Below are 16,968 nucleotides of genomic sequence, written 5' to 3' on the forward strand. Positions count from 1 at the left end.
ACCTCCTCAAGAACCTACGATTCCTTTTTCCCTCTTTTATGGGAAGGCAATCCGTTGCGATTATACCATGCCATGCTTCATGGTCACTTCAAGAAATCTGGTTGCTCTTTTCTGATTCTGTCCCACAGAGGCTGAAAACTCAGCCATCCCTCATATTCCGTTCCCGTTTGTTCTGCCGTTAACTTTGCATACTCTTCTTCTATAAAAATCGGCTTTCCAACAGATTCAGCCATTATCTGTGCTTGACATGAACGTTCCATCGTTATGAACCACCACGCAGCTGAATCTACAGACTGTCCGACCGTTAACAATCCATGATTGCGGAGGATGACAGCTTTGTATTGACCTAAAGCCTTAGCAATGCGTCTACCTTCTTCGGATGCATAAACCACACCAGTAAAATCATCAAATAATGCATGGTCATTGTAAAACTGGCAGGCATCTTGCGTAATCGGATCTAACAGTCTCCCTAAAGAAGACCATGTCTTTCCATAGACCGAATGAGCATGTGCCGCTGCAATCGCATCCGGTCGCGCTTTATGGATTTCAGAATGAATGGCAAAGGCAGCACCATTAACAGAATGTTCCCCCTCTACGATATCACCTTTATGATTAACCAATATAAGATCCGAAACGGAAATTTGACTAAAATGCATCCCAAACGGATTGACCCAGAAATGGTCTGTATATTTAGGATCACGGACCGTAATATGGCCGGCTATCCCTTCATCGAAACCAAATTTTGAAAAAAGGCGGAATGAAGCCGCCAAACGTTCCTTCCGGTGATTGCGTTCTTCTTCCATTGTATTGAATGTTGCCGGTTGCAGGGAAATTGTCTTTGTCATATTCCGTTCCTCCTCGAATCTTTTTCCGTTTTTTCGCTAAAACATCAATTAGCCATGGTGTCCATATCGGCTTTACCCTTTATATCTTGTTTTACTTCACTTTCGTTCTTGTGATCATTATTGGAACTTAGGAGAGTGATTGTAGTAATGACGACAAAACTAGTAGCGAGCCCGTACAGAATTGGTTGAGTTGAGGAAGGTCCATTAATCACCAATCCGACAATGATAGCGATCATGCTGGCCAGAATCGAGTAAAATGCTGCTGTAGCCGTGACCCTTTTCCAAAAGAAACCAAGGATGATCGGAAAGAACACAGCACCTGATAAAATTGCGTAAGCCACATCCAATGCAACTAAAATATCTTGAATCCATATCGAAACGATTATGGTCAATACACCAATCGTTAAAGTAGTAATTCGGGATGTTTTTAAAAATTGACGCTCATTCATTCCCGGCCCGATATATTTTTTAATGATGTCATTGACAACTAAAGTGGACGAAGCAAGCAAAGTTCCTGAAGCTGTGGACATAAGGGCCGATACCACACTCGCAATGACAACCCCCAATAGACCAGCAGGTAAAGTTACCATCGCTATACTGGTAAATGCATTTTGTGGATCGCCTAAATCAGGAAGGATAATAAAAGCGCACATTCCAATGATACTGATTGCAATCGCATAAAAAACACTATATACCCCCGCTCCAACCGTTCCGCCACGAGAAACAGCTTTCGTTCGTGCGGTGAATAGACGCTGCCAAATATCTTGGCCAACAACTACCCCTAGTGTAAATAATAGGAAATATTGAAAAATTGTCTCTCCGCCAATGTTGCCTAACTCGAAATGTGATGCAGGGAGATTTTCTTTAAGCGAGCCCCACCCTCCTGCCTTAGAGATGCTCATAGGAAGCATGATAAAGAAAATACCGATCGTCATGATGACGAATTGCACGACATCAGTCATGGTGACTGACCACATACCTCCTAGTATTGTATAAAATAAAACGATCCCACCCCCGACTATCATGGAAATCGTTAAATTCCAGCCAGCCAAAACATGTAAAATTGTCCCCATCCCAATCACTTGCGTTACAGTCAGCATGAATGTATAGATAACAGAGACAAGGGCACTGATCAATCTTGTCTGAGAGTTGTAGCGCTTCTCGAGCATTTCACTGATCGTCAATACTTTTAAATTAAATATCTTATTTGTTAAAAACAAACCGATAGCGATAATGCCGAGCCCGATCATCACCACTAGCCAAATACCGGATATCCCAAACTGATAACCTAGCTTTGCTGTTCCTAGAGTAGAAGCACCCCCTAATATCACAGCGGCTAAACAGGATAAATACATAAAATGACCAAGATTACGTCCTGCCACAATGAAATCATCTGCTGTTTTTGCCCGTCTGGACCCAATTACTCCCACAATGATTAAAACAGAAAAATATAGAATCATGATCGATATATCCAAAATATGCATTTACACATCTCCTTTTGGGCTTTTATTGTTCTTATCGCTTTGTAAAGAGGAAAGAAAGGCTTTCACCGTTTCCTTCCTTCTTTACAGTTAAATGAGGAAACTAATTGTTAAGCTGCGTTTCCAAATCTCCGACTCTCTCTTTTTTCTCCAGTTTCGCTTTTTTTGCTAGAGCGATGAGTGTAATGAATTCATAGACAATATTAGCGGCTGCGGCAGCCGTGATTTGTCCGTGATCGTATGATGGTAAAACCTCAACAAGATCGAATCCAACAAAATCTATATTCGTCAAGCCTCTCACCAAGGCTAAAGCATCATCAATGCTGGCACCGGAAACTTCTGGAGTCCCCGTTCCCGGAGCATAGACCGGATCTAAAAAATCAATGTCGAAAGATAAAAACACCGGGCCATTCGCAACACGCTCATGAATGACACTTAGCATCTTTTCGACCCCGATCCGTTTATAATCGTTTGTCGTGTAAACTCCCAAACCTAAATCCCGGGCATCCTGAAGGTCTTCCGGTCCGTACAGACCGCCCCTCATACCAATTTGAAGAGATCGCGAAACATCGATGAGCCCCTCTTCTATTGCGCGACGAAAAACGGTTCCGTGATTATACTTTTGATCAAAATAACTATCCCAAGTGTCGGAGTGGGCATCGAACTGTAGCAAGGCAACTGGTCCATGTTTTTTTACGATCGCACGTAACTCCCCTAGTGTAATGGAATGATCGCCTCCCAATGAAATGGGAATGATCCCTTTTTCAATGACAGGGGTAAGCTCCTCTTCGATTTTTTTATATGTTTCAGAAATATACCCCGGGATGATCGGGACGTCCCCATAATCAATTCCTGAAATATAGTCAAAAATATTAATATCTTGTTCTGGATTATAAGGACGTAAAAGGATTGAAAAATCGCGAATGGCTTCTGGTCCGAATCTCGCACCCGTCCTAAATGATTGCCCGGAATCAAACGGAATTCCCGTAATGACAAAATCCATATTTTCATCTATCTGTTCAACAAATGGGAGCCGCATAAACGTACGCACTCCACAAAAACGGGGTGATTTGAATGAGTCTTTCGGTTGATACTTCATCATGTAACATCCTCCTAAATTTCAATTCCACTATTAATTTTTTCACTCCATTGCAATGTCATACAAACTTCCATCTTATCTAATAGAATGGATATTCATAACACCCTTGTTTGGAAATTCTCTTCTTACCTTTTACATAAGCAAGATTCAGGCCAACTATTTCGCTGCGGTATATAAGGATTTTCGTTATTTTTTTTCATCAAATGATTAAAAACTTAATCATTTTCTTGTTATTTAATTTAATTTTTGATTTTTTAGACTTTTTGATTTATATTTTAATTAAACAGCATCCCAAAACCCAAAGGAGCGAAACGTATGTACGATGAGATGATGGAGGAAGAACTAAATAAGATTATTGAAACATCTAATAATAACATTCTCATTACCGATCAAGATGGAATCATTTTATATTCCAACCCAAAGCTTTGGGAGATTTATGGTATGAAAAGTGACTCTTATATCGGTACCTCCGTATATCAATTAGAAAGCGAGGGCCTTCTCGCACCTTCCATCAATGCGATTGTTTTAAAAGAAAAGAAAGCGAAACGCATAATGCAAGAAACAAAAACGGGTCATGTTGTCATGTCGACTGGCTATCCCATTTTTAATAAGGAAGGACACCTCGTTAGGGTAATCAGCTATGGTCAGGATCAAACCGAGATCCTGCAATTGCAGGATCAATTTGAGCAATTACAACGAAAAGTTAAAGGCTATCAAACGGAAGTCGAGGATTTAAGAGAAAAGGAACTGGATTACCATTATCTGATTGCCAGAAGTAATGAAACGAAGCATATTTTAAAAACGATCCATAATGTTTCAAAAACCGATGCCACGATTCTCTTATTAGGACCTTCCGGGGTTGGGAAAAGCACTTTTGCCCGTGCTGTCCATGACCAAAGCAACCGAAAGAAAGAACCTTTTATCGAAGTGAATTGCAGCACGATACCTGAAAGTTTGTTTGAATCAGAAATATTCGGCTATGAGCCGGGATCATTTACAGGGGCAAATAAGCAAGGGAGGCAAGGCCTGATTGAGCAGGCTGACAGCGGAACTCTTTTCTTAGATGAAATTGGGGAACTCCCACTTGCCATGCAAGCTAAATTACTGAAAGTATTACAGGAAAAAAAGATAAAGCGTATCGGTGGGAAAAAAGAAAACCATATTAATTTCCGCCTTGTTGCAGCAACGAATCAAGATTTGAAGGAGATGGTAAGTCAAGGTAAGTTTAGATTGGACTTATTTTATCGTTTGAATGTGATTCCAATCCAAATTCCGGCATTACATGAACGTAAAGAAGATATCCCTCTCTTAATTCAGCATTACTTACAAAAAACCAATGATAAATACCAGAAATACAAAAAAATCCATCCATCGACTTATGAAGTTTTGACCCATTATCATTGGCCAGGAAATATACGGGAATTAGAAAACTTAATTGAACGGTTAATCCTGACCATCGAAGAGCCAATTATATTTCCCGAACACCTTCCGCAATCCATCACAGGGCAAGTGGAACACCCTGAAGATTCCACCCTCCTAGCAATCGAACAGGAATTTGAAGAGAATTTCGATTTAAAGAAGACAATGGAAAAGGTTGAAAGGCAACTGATTGCAAAAGCATGGAAAAAATGTAAAACCACATACGAAATGGCAGAACATTTGGGCATCAGCCAGCCAACAGTCATCTATAAATTAAAGAAATACAAAAAGTATTTGTAAATTCATCTGGACTGGATTCCCCTGCAAACAATGAAAGGTCCTTAGCCTTTAGTCATAAATGCTATTCAAGCTAAGGGCACTTTTTGAAACCTTATGCCGGCAATTCGAAGTGAATCCCATGAAGATTATCGACCATAATTCCAATAAAAAGGCCATTAAAAAAAATCCAAATTCAAGTTAAATGGGATTCACTATTTCACGTTTCCATATTTTAATGTTACAGCTTACTTTAATTCAAACGGTTGATCGTCAGTGATTCTCCTGCATTATATCCCCCGCTGATAAATGTACAATTACATCATTGAAAAACCATATTGGTATGTTTGGTAATCCCCTAATGTGTTTTTTTTCCATCTTTGGCCGAAATGTAAAAAGGCTCCCATAAAGGAAGCCATTCATTTACTAACCCGACAATCTTGCCAAACATTTTTAGGCATTCAAGCTTTTTTCCAATTTGGAACCGCAAGATTCGCGGATGATCAACTCATCTTCCAGAACGAATTTTTTCTTTTCAATGGTTCCGCCTTTCATTAAGGTCAGCAATAAGTTCGTTGCCTTTTTCCCTATTTCGTATTTAGGCTGGTCAATGGTCGTAATATGCGGATTAAAAATCGATGCTATTTTCAAATTATCAAAACCTACGACAGCAATATCCTCGGGAACGCTCAACCCATGATCCTGGATTGCCTTTACAGCTCCCAGCGCCATTTCATCATTAAAAACAAACACTGCTTCAGGCTTGTTTTCAAGCGATAATAATTTCACCATCTGGTCATAACCTGAGTCAATGCCATAATCCCCTTCCTGGATGTATTCCGGGTTGACTTTCAAGTGATGCTTCTTCATTGCCTGCTGGAAGCCCCCTAGGCGATCCCGGCTAAGAATGATGTTCATAGGCCCTGTTATATGGGCAATCCGTCTATGACCAAGCTTGATTAAATGTTCCGTTACTTTTCTGGCACTGCTTACATTGTCGATCGAAACGGTTGGAATGTCCAGTCCGTCCACGTATTCACATGCCAGTACAATCGGAAATTGATTTGATAGTTTTTCCAGGCTTTCCCTGTTCATTCTAGCAGTAAGGAGTAACGCTCCATCTGCCTGTTTTTTGTATAGCAAATCGATATATTCCTTTTCCCGTTCAATATCGTTCTCCGTATCTCCCAATATAACCTGATAGCCATTTTCTACAGCTGTATGCTCAATGCCCCGAAGCACTTCGGAAAAAAAGGGCCTTGTTATATCCGGAACGACGACCAGAATGATCTTTGTCTCTTTCGTCCTGAACTGACTGGCAATCATGTGGGGCTTGTAATTCATCTCTTCAATCACCTGCAGCACCTTTTGTTTAGTTTCCTCGCTGACTAAATCCGGCTGTCTGAGCACTCTTGAAACGGTTGCAGGAGATACGTTGGCCAATTTCGCCACATCGCTCATTTTCATACTATTATCTCCACCTGCCTATTTCTTTTGTCATTTTCATTAAGTCCATTATAAAGTAATTTAGACTTCATGTTAAAACATCGAATTCTCTAGGCAATGTTTCTTTCAAAACATTCATGGATTTTTTCACGCCCGTTAGTGGTTCCATTGTCAAATCTTCCATTTCGAGAACGATGGGCCCTTCATAACCAATCATTTTAACAATCGTAAAAAACTCCTTCCACCAGCCACTGTCGTGCCCATACCCGAGTGCAACATAATTCCATGATCTACCTGCATATTGGTTCATTGGTTTCACATCAATCAATCCCTGGACGTCATATATCCCTCTTTCCAAGCGGACATCTTTTGCATGAATATGATAAACTGCGCTTCCTAAAGACCTTAAAGCCGCAATGGGGTCGCCGCCCATCCAAAATAAATGACTCGGATCAAAATTCATGCCGATCGTATCACCGACTTCATGCCTCAATTTAAAGAGTGTTTCAGGATTGTAAACTAAATTGCAGCCTAGATTTTCGATGGCAACCTTTCTAACCCCGTTTTGTTTTGCCGTTGTCACAGCTTTTTCCCAATAAGGGAATGCCACTTCATTCCACTGCCAATCAAGCAGCTCAAAGTGTGAGGGCAAAATGGGATGTGTCAGCCAATTTGGCGTCCTGTCACTTGGTCCGCCGCCAGGACACCCCGACATCATGACAACTGTTTCAACACCTAAAAGCCCAGCTAGCTGAAAGGTCTTATTAACAACGGCTTTATGCATGGCTCCTTCATCTGATGGATCAAGCTGATTGCCAGAACAATTCAATGCTGCAATGCTGATCCCCCTTACATTTAATTCATTTAATAATTGCTTTCGTTTTGCCGCATTGCCAAGAAGTCCATCGAGATCAAGATGTGGAGCCTTCGACCAATTGCCGCATCCTAGCTCCAGTGTCTCTATTCCCTGATTCACACACGTATCCAGCATCTCTTCAAATGGCATGTAACCTAAAATATCAGTAACTAAACCAACCTTCATAAGTGCTCCTCCTCTATTAAACTAGCAGCCCTTTGACATCGCTTAGTTCAATTTCAAATTATGTTTTGTTGCTTTCCTTTCAAGGCGACTCCATACAATCATAAAGAATACAGCGGTTAAACCTAATGACCCCGCGAAATAAAATCCTGCAGAAATACCTAAATGGGAAATCAATATTCCTGCAATGAAAGGTCCAGCAAACATACCAATCGCGTAGATTGCTTGATATGCCCCCATGGCCGTTGCCCTTTTTCCAAGGGAAATCGTCTCTACCGCCATTCCTAAAAACAATGGAAAAAGAATACCCAATGAGAATCCATTCAATCCTTGAATCAGAAAAAGCAGCCCTTTTGTTTCTATTAATGGCGTACAAACTGTAAAAATGGCCGTTAGAGCAAAAGCTAGTTTCAGTAACTTCCATTGTCCGAATAATGGTACGAATATTTTCCCGCTAAGCATGGTGGCAATGGCATGAGGAATCATGAATGAAAAGATGACCATGCTGATCTCATCAGTATGGAGCCCAAGCTTTAAAGCAAATGCCGGGGTGAAGCCGAACATTGTCGAGAAGATGATGCCATGTGCGAGAATGGATAGAAATGATACTTTTAAAAGCGCCGGCTCAAGCATGACTGATAACAGTTCTTTCAATTGAATGGGCTCTTTCTGAAAATCCTCTTTTGATTCGTAAATAAAAAGCGAAAGGACGATACCAACGAAACCGATGATTCCGCCTACATAAAATGGTGCGTGCCATCCCCATAGATCGACAATGTATCCGCTGACTACCATTCCAAGCAGCTGTGCCAGAACCACAGCTAACGAGATACTGCCCATCGCTCGGTGAAGATCATATTCTGAAAAGTAGCTGGAAAATAAAATGGTGAACGCTACCCATGTAGCGGCGGCAACGCCAGCTAAAGAGCGAGCCAAAAGGATCCAGCCTAAACTATCTGCCCATGCAAATGTCACGCAGCTCAACGTACTCACGGCCATCCCAAAGATAATAAAAGGCTTTCTTGCTTTTATGAGGTCTGATAGGATTCCGAACGGAAGCCTGAAGAGAAATTGCATCAGCCCATAACTGCCTAACACCATGCCGATAAATGTATAATCCCCTCCAATCATCTCAAGGTAAGGAGACAAAATGGGAATATAAATGAAATTTGAAAACCAAAAAATAAAGGAGAGCACTAAAAACAAAAATCTATTACGTGCGGTATGTAACAAAGTCATTTCAACACTTCCTCTGACCAGCGAGCTATTTTTTCACGGCACCTTAGGTAAAAAGTGAATGTACAAAAAGGTGCCCGCAACATAGTTGGGAACACCTTTCATACTTAAGCCTTTCCACTTGTATTGAACTCTGCCATTTTTCTCTTCACGACGGTGATGATAGCTTCTCTCGCTGGTGTGATGATGGCGCGAGGCTCATATACTGTTCCATCCATGGCCAATACTTCCCGAATGGTTTTTGCCCACACTTGTATGCTTTCGGTATTGACATTTATTTTAGCGTGTCCAAGTTCAATTGCTTTTTTGATTTGGTGCAGCGGTATACCTGAGCCTCCATGTAAGACGAGAGGCACATTCGTCATGTTCGAAATTAATTCCATTTCCTCAAAACCGAGTTTAGGTTCTCCTTGATATGGGCCATGAACAGAACCCAAAGCAGCCGCTAGTGCATCAATTCCCGCTTCTTTTACAATCCTCGTGCAATCATGGGGATCTGCATATTGAACACCGCCCACGAGGCCATCTTCCGTCCCACCGACTGTCCCCACTTCCGCCTCAACGGAAACGCCAATCTTTTGGGCATAGTCGACAACCATTTTGGTGATTTCAATATTTACATCTATTGGATGATGGGAGCCATCGATCATGACTGATGTAAAACCCGCATCTATCGCTTTCTTGCAGCGTTCCACATTCATTCCATGATCAAGATGAAGGGCAACAGGAACAGTAATGTCCATTTCTTCCATAAGGCTTTTTACCATAGCAGCAATCGTTTTAAATCCTCCAAGATAATCAACAAGCCTGTCCGATGCCGCAAGTATGATCGGCGCTCGTTCCTCATTGGCAGCCTGTAAAAACGACTGGGCGAATTCCAGCCCATTAATATTATATTGACCCACAGCATACCTTTCTGCTTTTGCTTTTAAAAGCATCTCACTTATTGATACTAAAGGCATTATTCCATCACCCCCTTATTCCCGAGATTATCAAGACACTCATACATTCTGTAGTGCGAAGTATTTCGAAATAACTTGAATTGTCGTTTCTTTTGCGGTCTTAATGGCTTCTTCAGCATCGAGTTCATAATATTCTGGACGGAACAATTCCACAGAGGCGACGTCAGAATAACCAATTCCCTTCAAGATGGATAATATGCTGTCTAAATCTATGGCACCATGTCCAGGCCATACCCGGTCTTCATCCGTCAAAAAACCAACCGGAAAATCCTCTGTATCATCAATGTGTAAAATGAAGATTTTCTCCCCATCCGCTTTCTTCAAGTCTTCCAAATTGGAACCCATAGCATGGAAGTGAAAACAGTCCAGCACCAGACCAACATTATCACGGTTGACTGCTTCAACGATATCGTATGCCTGACCGAATGTATTCACAGTACATTGCGGATGCCCAACAAATTCTACTGCAATTTTAACGCCAAACGGTTCAGCGATCTCGGAAAGTTCAGCCAATACTTCCACACAGCTGTTTTTAATATCTTCCTTCAATATTTTCGCTTCCGTTACAAGCGGAACCGCCACCACATATTTCACACCCAATTTCTCCGCCATGATCATCATATTCTTAAATTCGGCTATTATCGCCTTATGACCGTCTTCATCGCGGTTATTAAAGAATACGAGCGCATTGAAGGCAAGTGGCTTAATATGATTTGCAATAAAAAATTCGGCCAGTTCTTCAATTGTGTGCTCTTCCAAATACTCAGGCAATTTATCCATGGTACGGATTTCGATATAATCGTAACCGTGTTTTTCACAGTGTTTGAGATCTTTGACCAAATTGGAATTTTCAAGTGTAGTCGCTTGGTTGAAACAAATTTTCATTCTGTCAGCCTCCAATTCTTTCTGCTAAACCCAATCCGTCTCTCATTTTTTGAAGCATAAGCTTACTTGACCAGTCTGCTTTGTCGATCCAAGCAAATACTGCATTTGTCGCGATGCCGTCAAAATTCATTTCTTTCAATTTTTTGAAGATCGTATCAAAGTCAACTTCCGCTTCGCCGATGTTCAAATGCTGGTGGACGGTTGCCTCGACACCTGGAGGATTAACGATATAACGGAGTCCGTTGGACGCTTTATGATTGAATGTATCAGCGAACAAGACATGTTGCAGGCGATCCCCGGCAGAATCGAACATAGGGGCAATATCGCCTTTGCCATCATCATAGAAAAATGTATGTGCTGTTGAATATACAAGGTTGATCCACGGACGATCAAGGGCACGGATCATATCCATAGCTCCCTCATGCGTTTCGATGAAATCGAATGGGTGTGCCTGCAAATTAAGTTTAACGCCTTCCCTTTCAAATACCGGGAGGAGCTCATCCATTGATTTAATGAATTTCTCTTCACAGATAACTTCATTGAATTTAGATCCGTTAAATTCACTATTCATCAAGTCAACATCCAATTCCACTGCCACTTCAATGGCGCGTTTCCAATTACGGACTGCGGCCTGGCGCCGTTCCTCATCAGGACCGGCCCAGTAGTAAAGCGGAAGCAAGGATGATATCTTCACACCTGCGTCGCTGCACCAGCGTTTCAAATTTTTAATCTGTTCCTTATCCACTTTAGGATATTTATAGAATGGACAAAAATCTTCCCTCGGTGACAGTTCGATATATTCATAACCTAGTTCCGCTGTTTTATCGACCATTTCTTTTAATGATAAATTGGCATACATCGTAGGATCCAATGCTAGTTTCATTGTTCTTTCCCCCTATAATTTATTTTTCGTTTCAATGCATAATTACGTTCACTGTACAGTGATTTTTCCCGTATAAAAAACGGGCTTCTCTTCAAGGTCAACGGATTCTTTCTTTCCGGACTCTTGTGCTTTTACACAAGCATCAGCTGTTACCGCAGCAATGTATCCATCCCATGAAGTCGGACCATTCGGCTGACCTGTCTTTATAATGGAATCTATGAAATCCTGTAATTCTATGTCATATGCATTCATAAAACGGTCCTTCCAATCTACCAAGATATCCGTGCTCCGTTTAGCGCCTTTCCTTGTTACGATGCTCGCTGGTTCAGGGAGATATGCAACACCGTCCTCACCAATGACTTCACATTGGATATCATAGCCATATTTACAATTCACGAATACTTCAGCTTGGATGACAATCCCACTCTTCGTTTCCATTATGATAAGTTGGGGATCTTTTAAGTTAGCATACGCGCGGCTCGCTTTCTTCGGGTAAATCACTTGAACTGATTTGTAATCATCGCTGATTAACCAATGCAATACATCAATCTCATGAATCAATGTATCAACGACCGCCATTTGCGTGGTATATTTTTCATCCACTTCTGGATTGCGGTGTACACATCGGACCATAAGCGGCTCGCCAATTTCATTTTTATCAATGGCTTCTTTCAGTTTTACGTAACCGCTATCATAACGTCGCATGAAACCGACTTGCACCAAACGTTTCCCGTGTTTCATTTCCGCTTCTGCAATTCTCCTGCAGCCTTCCGCCGTTGTCGCCAGTGGCTTTTCACAGAACACATATTTACCAGCCTCAATCGCATTCAATACATTTTGCTCATGTGCAGGCCCCCAACTCGTAACAACCACTGCATCGACATTTTCCGAGTTTACCAGTGATTTGTCATCCTGATATACAAGTGCCTCAAGTCCATATTGTTTCACGACCTGCCTTGCCGCCTCTTCATTCACATCGGTTACAGCTACAATCTTCCCTCCGGATAATTTGTCTGTAATTCTTTTAATATGCTCCCGGCCGATTGCACCCGTTCCTATTACACCAAAATTTAATGTCATGATCATATTCCTCCTTTATACGTATCTGGTTTTTAATTTTTCTATAACTCTAAATTATTTTTGTCATTTCCTTAGCAGATTCTTTTCCATGATTGCGGAAGTTCTGTTCAAGCTGTTCAAGTGTAAGTCCTCTCGTTTCCGGTAAATATTTTTTCACAAAGATGATAGCCAAGATGCCTAGAGCGAAAAAGATATAAAATGTGGAAGACAATCCGACCTTATCTAGTAAAACCGGGAATGTTAAGCCGATTAGAAAGTTTACGACCCAAAGGAAAAATACGGTGACACCCATACCGAGCCCACGTACTTGTAGCGGGAAGATCTCTGAAAGCATCAACCAGGTAACAGGAGAAATGGCCCCCTGCTGAAAGGCAAGGAAAGTGACAGTCAAGGACAAAATGATATAGGGAAGGGCAGCCGTCCCTTCAAGAAAGGAGGATAAGAACCCAATCAATAGCAATGTGGTCGTAGTTCCGATCAAACCAGTTAAGAGCATTGGACGGCGCCCGATTTTACCTAGCAGCCAAATACCTAAAAATGTTGCCAAAACAGAAATGATACCGTTTGCAATATTCCCGATCAAAGCTGCTTTTGTCGCAAACCCTGCATCTTTTAAAATTTGGGTACCATAATACATGATAGAATTAACGCCCGTTATTTGCTGAACGATGGCAATACCGATTCCAAGAAAGACGATTCTCCGTATCCATGGGACGGTCAAATCTATAAATGTAGCTTTTTTAACATGGTTCTCTTTTTCGAATGTCGCTTTGATTCCCTGAAATTCTGATTCTGCCTCATCCATTTTACGTATTCTTTTCAAAACCTTCAGGGCCTCTTCATTTTTGTTCTTCGACACAAGCCACCTTGGACTTTCAGGCAACCTGATCATGCCAAAGAAAAGAAGTATGGCGGGAAGAGATGCTATGGCCAGCATGTAACGCCAAACATGTGAACTATCACCCAGCGTTGTCCCAAGAATGGCATTGAAGATGAATGCGAGCAGCTGTCCGCTAACAATCATCAATTCATTTTGGGTGACGATCCGGCCGCGTCGTTCAGCAGGAGACATTTCCGCCAAATAAGTAGGAACGGTTACTGACGCCCCACCTACCGCAAGGCCGAGTAGAAAACGGCAGGCAATCATGACCGTAACATTTGGTGCAAGCGTGCATCCAACAGTGGAAAAGAAAAAAAGTACCGAAAGAAAAAGAATGTTTTTTCGGCGGCCCGCATAATCCGAAAGCCTGCCTCCCAGAAACGCTCCAAGTGCCGCGCCAAAAAGAAGTGAACTGGCAACAAGTCCTTGCGTAAGTGAATTGAGGTTAAGTTGATCCGCTTCGGACATGAACGGCAAGGCACCATTAATGACACCTGTATCATATCCGAACAAGAGACCGCCTAACGTCGAGATAATAATAATCTTGCGTAAGAATGCCATTTGATTTCCATCATTATTCAAATTAATCACTTCTTTCCCGTTTTTAATCTTGAACTAGGAGCAGCCTGTCATTTATATACTTTCGAGCGATTAATGCGTATTCCAATGGATGGGCAACGGAAGGATCTTGTTCCGCCTCTACAACAATCCAGCCTTTATAATGAATTTCCAGTAATGTATGGTAAGCTTCTACAAAGTCAATGCAGCCGTCACCAGGCACGGTGAACATGCCGGCTAAAAAAGCTTCTTGAAATGATTTTCCAGCTTTTCGGCACTGCTCCAGCACGCTATGCCTCACATCCTTGAAATGAACGTGCCCAATGCGGTCGATATGCTTTTGCAGAAGGGACATGCAATCGCCATCCGATACATAAATATGTCCAGTATCATATAACAGTTGCACTTTCTTTTCGGTATTTTCCATAAGGCGGTCAATTTCACTCAGTGTCTGGACGCCTGTCCCCATGTGGTGGTGATACACCAGTTTTAAGTTGTACAGTCCTGCAATATCCCCGAGCCGATTCAGGCCCGTACACAATATTCCCCATTCTTCATCAGTAAAGTGGGGCTTTTCCTTAAATACATCGTACCTTTCGCCTTGAATACTGTAAGTCTGTTCGGATACTACCGCTACATCTCCATTGACAGCCTTTAAATATTTGCAGTGTTCATGGAAATCCCGTTCTGCTTTGTCGATGCCATCACGGATGATGAAACTGCTGAACCACTGACCGGCTATTTTTAAGTTCCGAAGCTTCAGCTCTTTATTCAGGACCGCCGGTTCAGGGAAGAATCCTCCTACTTCGGTCCCCTGGAATCCTGCCACGACAATATCGCTTAAAAGGTGGGATAAGGTGTTTTCAGCTCCGATTTCCGGAATGTCATCATTACGCCAGCCAATTGGGGCAATCCCCCAAGAAATCTCCTCCATTTTCCAACTTCCCCCTTTTAATATTGTTTGGCCTTTTTTAATTTCTCCTGTCTCGCTTCATATGCCCTTTGTATACTTTTCCGTTCCGAGACCTCTGCCACGCCAACATTCCACCAGGAGTCATAACCATCCGTCATCGTTTTCGGCAGAACCTTCATTTCTATTAATGTAGATGCCGTTTGTTTCTTTGCATCCTCCAATGCAGCCTTCAGCTCATCGACAGTATTGGCCCGATAAGTTTTGGCTCCATACCCTTCCGCCACTTTTGCGTAATCAATATTCATGATTTGGTTATCATGTGTTCTGAACTCACAGAAATATGTTCCGCTGCCATTCTCCATTTGCAGATTATTGATGCAGCCAAATCCAGAATTATCAAACAAGAGAATGTTGATTTTATGATTATATTGAATGGCTGTGATCAATTCCGAATGAAGCATCAGAAAACTGCCGTCCCCTACCATTGCATAGACTTCCCGGTCTGGATGAGCAAGCTTGGCTCCTAAAGTTCCTGCAATTTCGTAGCCCATGCAGGAGAAACCATATTCAAGATGGTACGTGTTTGGCACGCTTGAATGCCAGAGGCGCTGCAAGTCACCCGGAAGTGATCCGGCTGAACCGACCACCACACTTTCCGGATCGACCGTATCGTTTATTGCGATCATCGCAGTTGATTGGGCCAATTCAGTTTTCAATGCATCCGAGTATTCATTCAAGACTTCCTGTGAAAACTGGTCTTTGATTTCAGGCTTGAAATTTTCACGGCTGAAAGTGACTGTACTTAAGCGGGTCCGTTCGGAAAGCCACTCCGCCTTCCAATCTCCAAGCATTTCCCCATATTCAGTTTCATAGCCCACTAGTAACGCTTCAAGGTTTTCAAGCGCCACTTTTGCATCGGCGACGACCTGAAATCCATCTAATTTATAGGTTTGAAGGCGGCTGACGTTAATGTTCAAAAACTTTGTCCTTTCAAAATCAAATGCAGTTTTGGAAGAAGTCGTAAAGTCCGTATAGCGGGTCCCTACACCAATAACGAGATCTGCTTGGCGGGCAGCCTTATTAGCAGCCATCGTACCGAGAATGCCGACACCGCCCAAATTCTTAGGAAAAGCGGATTCCACCGTCGATTTACCTGCCTGTGTTTCCACAAGTGGAATGTTATGCTTTTCCGCCAGCTTCATCAAAATATCCCGAGCTCCGGAATATCTTGCTCCGCCACCGACGATGATGATCGGCTTCTTACTTGCTCTAATTCTCTCGGCTGCTCCTTGCAGTTCCCGTTCAACCGGAGCTTTCCGATCTAAATAATGGACGCGCTTTTCAAAAAAATGTTCATCGAAATCGAATGCTTCCCCTTCTACATCCTGTGAGATGCATATCGTCGCTGGGCCGGCTTTCCCGGGATCGGTCATCACCTCGAAGGCCCGGATCAGGCTGGACATGAGCTGCTCAGGGCGAGTGACGCGATCCCAATATCTTGATACTGCAAGAAAAGCGTCATTTGTGGTAATGGCCGTACTATGCTCATGCTCAAGTTGCTGAAGAACCGGATCCGGCTGACGTGTCGCAAATGTATCAGCAGGAAGTAGGAGGACAGGAATATTGTTGGCAAGTGCAGTCCCCGCCGCAGCTATCAAGTTTGCCGAGCCTGGCCCGGCAGATGTAGTGACTGCATAAATTTTCCTTCGGAGCATTTCCCGGCTGTAGGCAATTGCTGCGTGAGCCATCCCTTGCTCATTCTTTCCTTGAATCACTTTCAAGTGCCCAGCGTCCTGTTCGAGTGCCTGACCGATACCAACGACATTCCCATGGCCGAATACATTAAATACTCCTTCTACAAAAGGAGACTCCTCACCATCAACATGAATGTACTGCTGATTTAAAAACTTGATTAAAGCCTGGGCTGTCGTCAACCTAACTGTTCCCATCTTCTTTTCCCCCCTCT

At 42.4% G+C, this 16,968-nt stretch carries 14 protein-coding genes; 1 reads left to right on the plus strand and 13 read right to left on the minus strand.

What is annotated here, in order from left to right:
• Window positions 1-83: 83 nt before the first annotated feature.
• The 3 genes from ACIQYG_RS08455 to speB form a co-directional block, all read right to left on the minus strand.
• Window positions 84-845: a class II aldolase/adducin family protein gene (locus tag ACIQYG_RS08455; RefSeq protein ID WP_402837010.1), complete on the minus strand. Its 762-nt coding sequence runs from the start codon at window positions 843-845 to the stop codon at window positions 84-86.
• Window positions 846-889: 44 nt separating this feature from the next.
• Window positions 890-2,329 (minus strand): sodium:solute symporter family protein, encoded by a 1,440-nt coding sequence (locus ACIQYG_RS08460; RefSeq protein ID WP_402837012.1) that lies wholly within the window; start codon window positions 2,327-2,329, stop codon window positions 890-892.
• A 100-nt stretch (window positions 2,330-2,429) separates the two neighbouring features.
• Window positions 2,430-3,428, minus strand: coding sequence for an agmatinase (speB, locus tag ACIQYG_RS08465; RefSeq protein ID WP_402837014.1), 999 nt, complete (start codon window positions 3,426-3,428; stop codon window positions 2,430-2,432).
• Between the two features lie 312 nt (window positions 3,429-3,740).
• Here speB and ACIQYG_RS08470 point away from each other — a divergent pair, with 312 nt between their 5' ends.
• Complete coding sequence (locus ACIQYG_RS08470; RefSeq protein WP_402837016.1) at window positions 3,741-5,144, plus strand: sigma-54 interaction domain-containing protein; 1,404 nt, start codon at window positions 3,741-3,743, stop codon at window positions 5,142-5,144.
• 429 nt (window positions 5,145-5,573) lie between these two features.
• Here the strand turns inward: ACIQYG_RS08470 and ACIQYG_RS08475 are convergent, their stop codons facing one another.
• The 10 genes from ACIQYG_RS08475 to iolD form a co-directional block, all read right to left on the minus strand.
• Window positions 5,574-6,587 (minus strand): LacI family DNA-binding transcriptional regulator, encoded by a 1,014-nt coding sequence (locus tag ACIQYG_RS08475; protein WP_402837018.1) that lies wholly within the window; start codon window positions 6,585-6,587, stop codon window positions 5,574-5,576.
• Between the two features lie 67 nt (window positions 6,588-6,654).
• Complete coding sequence (locus ACIQYG_RS08480; RefSeq protein ID WP_402837020.1) at window positions 6,655-7,608, minus strand: sugar phosphate isomerase/epimerase family protein; 954 nt, start codon at window positions 7,606-7,608, stop codon at window positions 6,655-6,657.
• Window positions 7,609-7,650: 42 nt separating this feature from the next.
• Window positions 7,651-8,844: an MFS transporter gene (locus ACIQYG_RS08485; RefSeq protein ID WP_402837022.1), complete on the minus strand. Its 1,194-nt coding sequence runs from the start codon at window positions 8,842-8,844 to the stop codon at window positions 7,651-7,653.
• A 104-nt stretch (window positions 8,845-8,948) separates the two neighbouring features.
• Complete coding sequence (gene fba / locus ACIQYG_RS08490) at window positions 8,949-9,803, minus strand: class II fructose-1,6-bisphosphate aldolase (RefSeq protein ID WP_402837024.1); 855 nt, start codon at window positions 9,801-9,803, stop codon at window positions 8,949-8,951.
• Between the two features lie 39 nt (window positions 9,804-9,842).
• On the minus strand, window positions 9,843-10,688 hold the full coding sequence (gene iolI / locus ACIQYG_RS08495; RefSeq protein WP_402837026.1) for a 2-keto-myo-inositol isomerase: 846 nt from the start codon (window positions 10,686-10,688) through the stop codon (window positions 9,843-9,845).
• 4 nt (window positions 10,689-10,692) lie between these two features.
• The gene (locus tag ACIQYG_RS08500; protein WP_053533868.1) at window positions 10,693-11,571 is read right to left on the minus strand and encodes a sugar phosphate isomerase/epimerase family protein; all 879 of its coding nucleotides are present in this window, start codon (window positions 11,569-11,571) and stop codon (window positions 10,693-10,695) included.
• A gap of 48 nt (window positions 11,572-11,619) precedes the next feature.
• Window positions 11,620-12,651, minus strand: a complete 1,032-nt coding sequence (iolG, locus tag ACIQYG_RS08505) for a bifunctional inositol 2-dehydrogenase/D-chiro-inositol 1-dehydrogenase (RefSeq protein ID WP_402837029.1) — start codon at window positions 12,649-12,651, stop codon at window positions 11,620-11,622.
• A gap of 49 nt (window positions 12,652-12,700) precedes the next feature.
• A complete protein-coding gene (locus ACIQYG_RS08510) occupies window positions 12,701-14,113 on the minus strand; it encodes a sugar porter family MFS transporter (protein WP_402837031.1) in 1,413 nt (470 codons plus the stop codon).
• A gap of 22 nt (window positions 14,114-14,135) precedes the next feature.
• Window positions 14,136-15,023 (minus strand): myo-inosose-2 dehydratase, encoded by an 888-nt coding sequence (iolE, locus tag ACIQYG_RS08515; RefSeq protein WP_402837033.1) that lies wholly within the window; start codon window positions 15,021-15,023, stop codon window positions 14,136-14,138.
• A gap of 17 nt (window positions 15,024-15,040) precedes the next feature.
• Window positions 15,041-16,951, minus strand: a complete 1,911-nt coding sequence (gene iolD, locus ACIQYG_RS08520) for a 3D-(3,5/4)-trihydroxycyclohexane-1,2-dione acylhydrolase (decyclizing) (protein ID WP_402837035.1) — start codon at window positions 16,949-16,951, stop codon at window positions 15,041-15,043.
• Window positions 16,952-16,968: the final 17 nt, after the last annotated feature.

Source organism: Peribacillus sp. NPDC096622, from assembly GCF_044762665.1.
GTDB classification, from domain to species: Bacteria; Bacillota; Bacilli; order Bacillales; family DSM-1321; genus Peribacillus; species Peribacillus frigoritolerans_B.

Bases quoted from the DNA above. Each gene is read 5' to 3' on its own strand.
- ACIQYG_RS08460 (WP_402837012.1), bottom strand. From the start codon at position 2,329: ATGCATATTTTGGATATATCGATCATGATTCTATATTTTTCTGTTTTA.
- iolG (WP_402837029.1), bottom strand. From the start codon at position 12,651: ATGACATTAAATTTTGGTGTAATAGGAACGGGTGCAATCGGCCGGGAG.
- iolI (WP_402837026.1), bottom strand. From the start codon at position 10,688: ATGAAAATTTGTTTCAACCAAGCGACTACACTTGAAAATTCCAATTTG.
- ACIQYG_RS08500 (WP_053533868.1), bottom strand. From the start codon at position 11,571: ATGAAACTAGCATTGGATCCTACGATGTATGCCAATTTATCATTAAAA.
- ACIQYG_RS08470 (WP_402837016.1), top strand. From the start codon at position 3,741: ATGTACGATGAGATGATGGAGGAAGAACTAAATAAGATTATTGAAACA.
- iolD (WP_402837035.1), bottom strand. From the start codon at position 16,951: ATGGGAACAGTTAGGTTGACGACAGCCCAGGCTTTAATCAAGTTTTTA.
- ACIQYG_RS08455 (WP_402837010.1), bottom strand. From the start codon at position 845: ATGACAAAGACAATTTCCCTGCAACCGGCAACATTCAATACAATGGAA.
- ACIQYG_RS08475 (WP_402837018.1), bottom strand. From the start codon at position 6,587: ATGAAAATGAGCGATGTGGCGAAATTGGCCAACGTATCTCCTGCAACC.
- iolE (WP_402837033.1), bottom strand. From the start codon at position 15,023: ATGGAGGAGATTTCTTGGGGGATTGCCCCAATTGGCTGGCGTAATGAT.
- speB (WP_402837014.1), bottom strand. From the start codon at position 3,428: ATGATGAAGTATCAACCGAAAGACTCATTCAAATCACCCCGTTTTTGT.
- ACIQYG_RS08485 (WP_402837022.1), bottom strand. From the start codon at position 8,844: ATGACTTTGTTACATACCGCACGTAATAGATTTTTGTTTTTAGTGCTC.
- ACIQYG_RS08480 (WP_402837020.1), bottom strand. From the start codon at position 7,608: ATGAAGGTTGGTTTAGTTACTGATATTTTAGGTTACATGCCATTTGAA.
- fba (WP_402837024.1), bottom strand. From the start codon at position 9,803: ATGCCTTTAGTATCAATAAGTGAGATGCTTTTAAAAGCAAAAGCAGAA.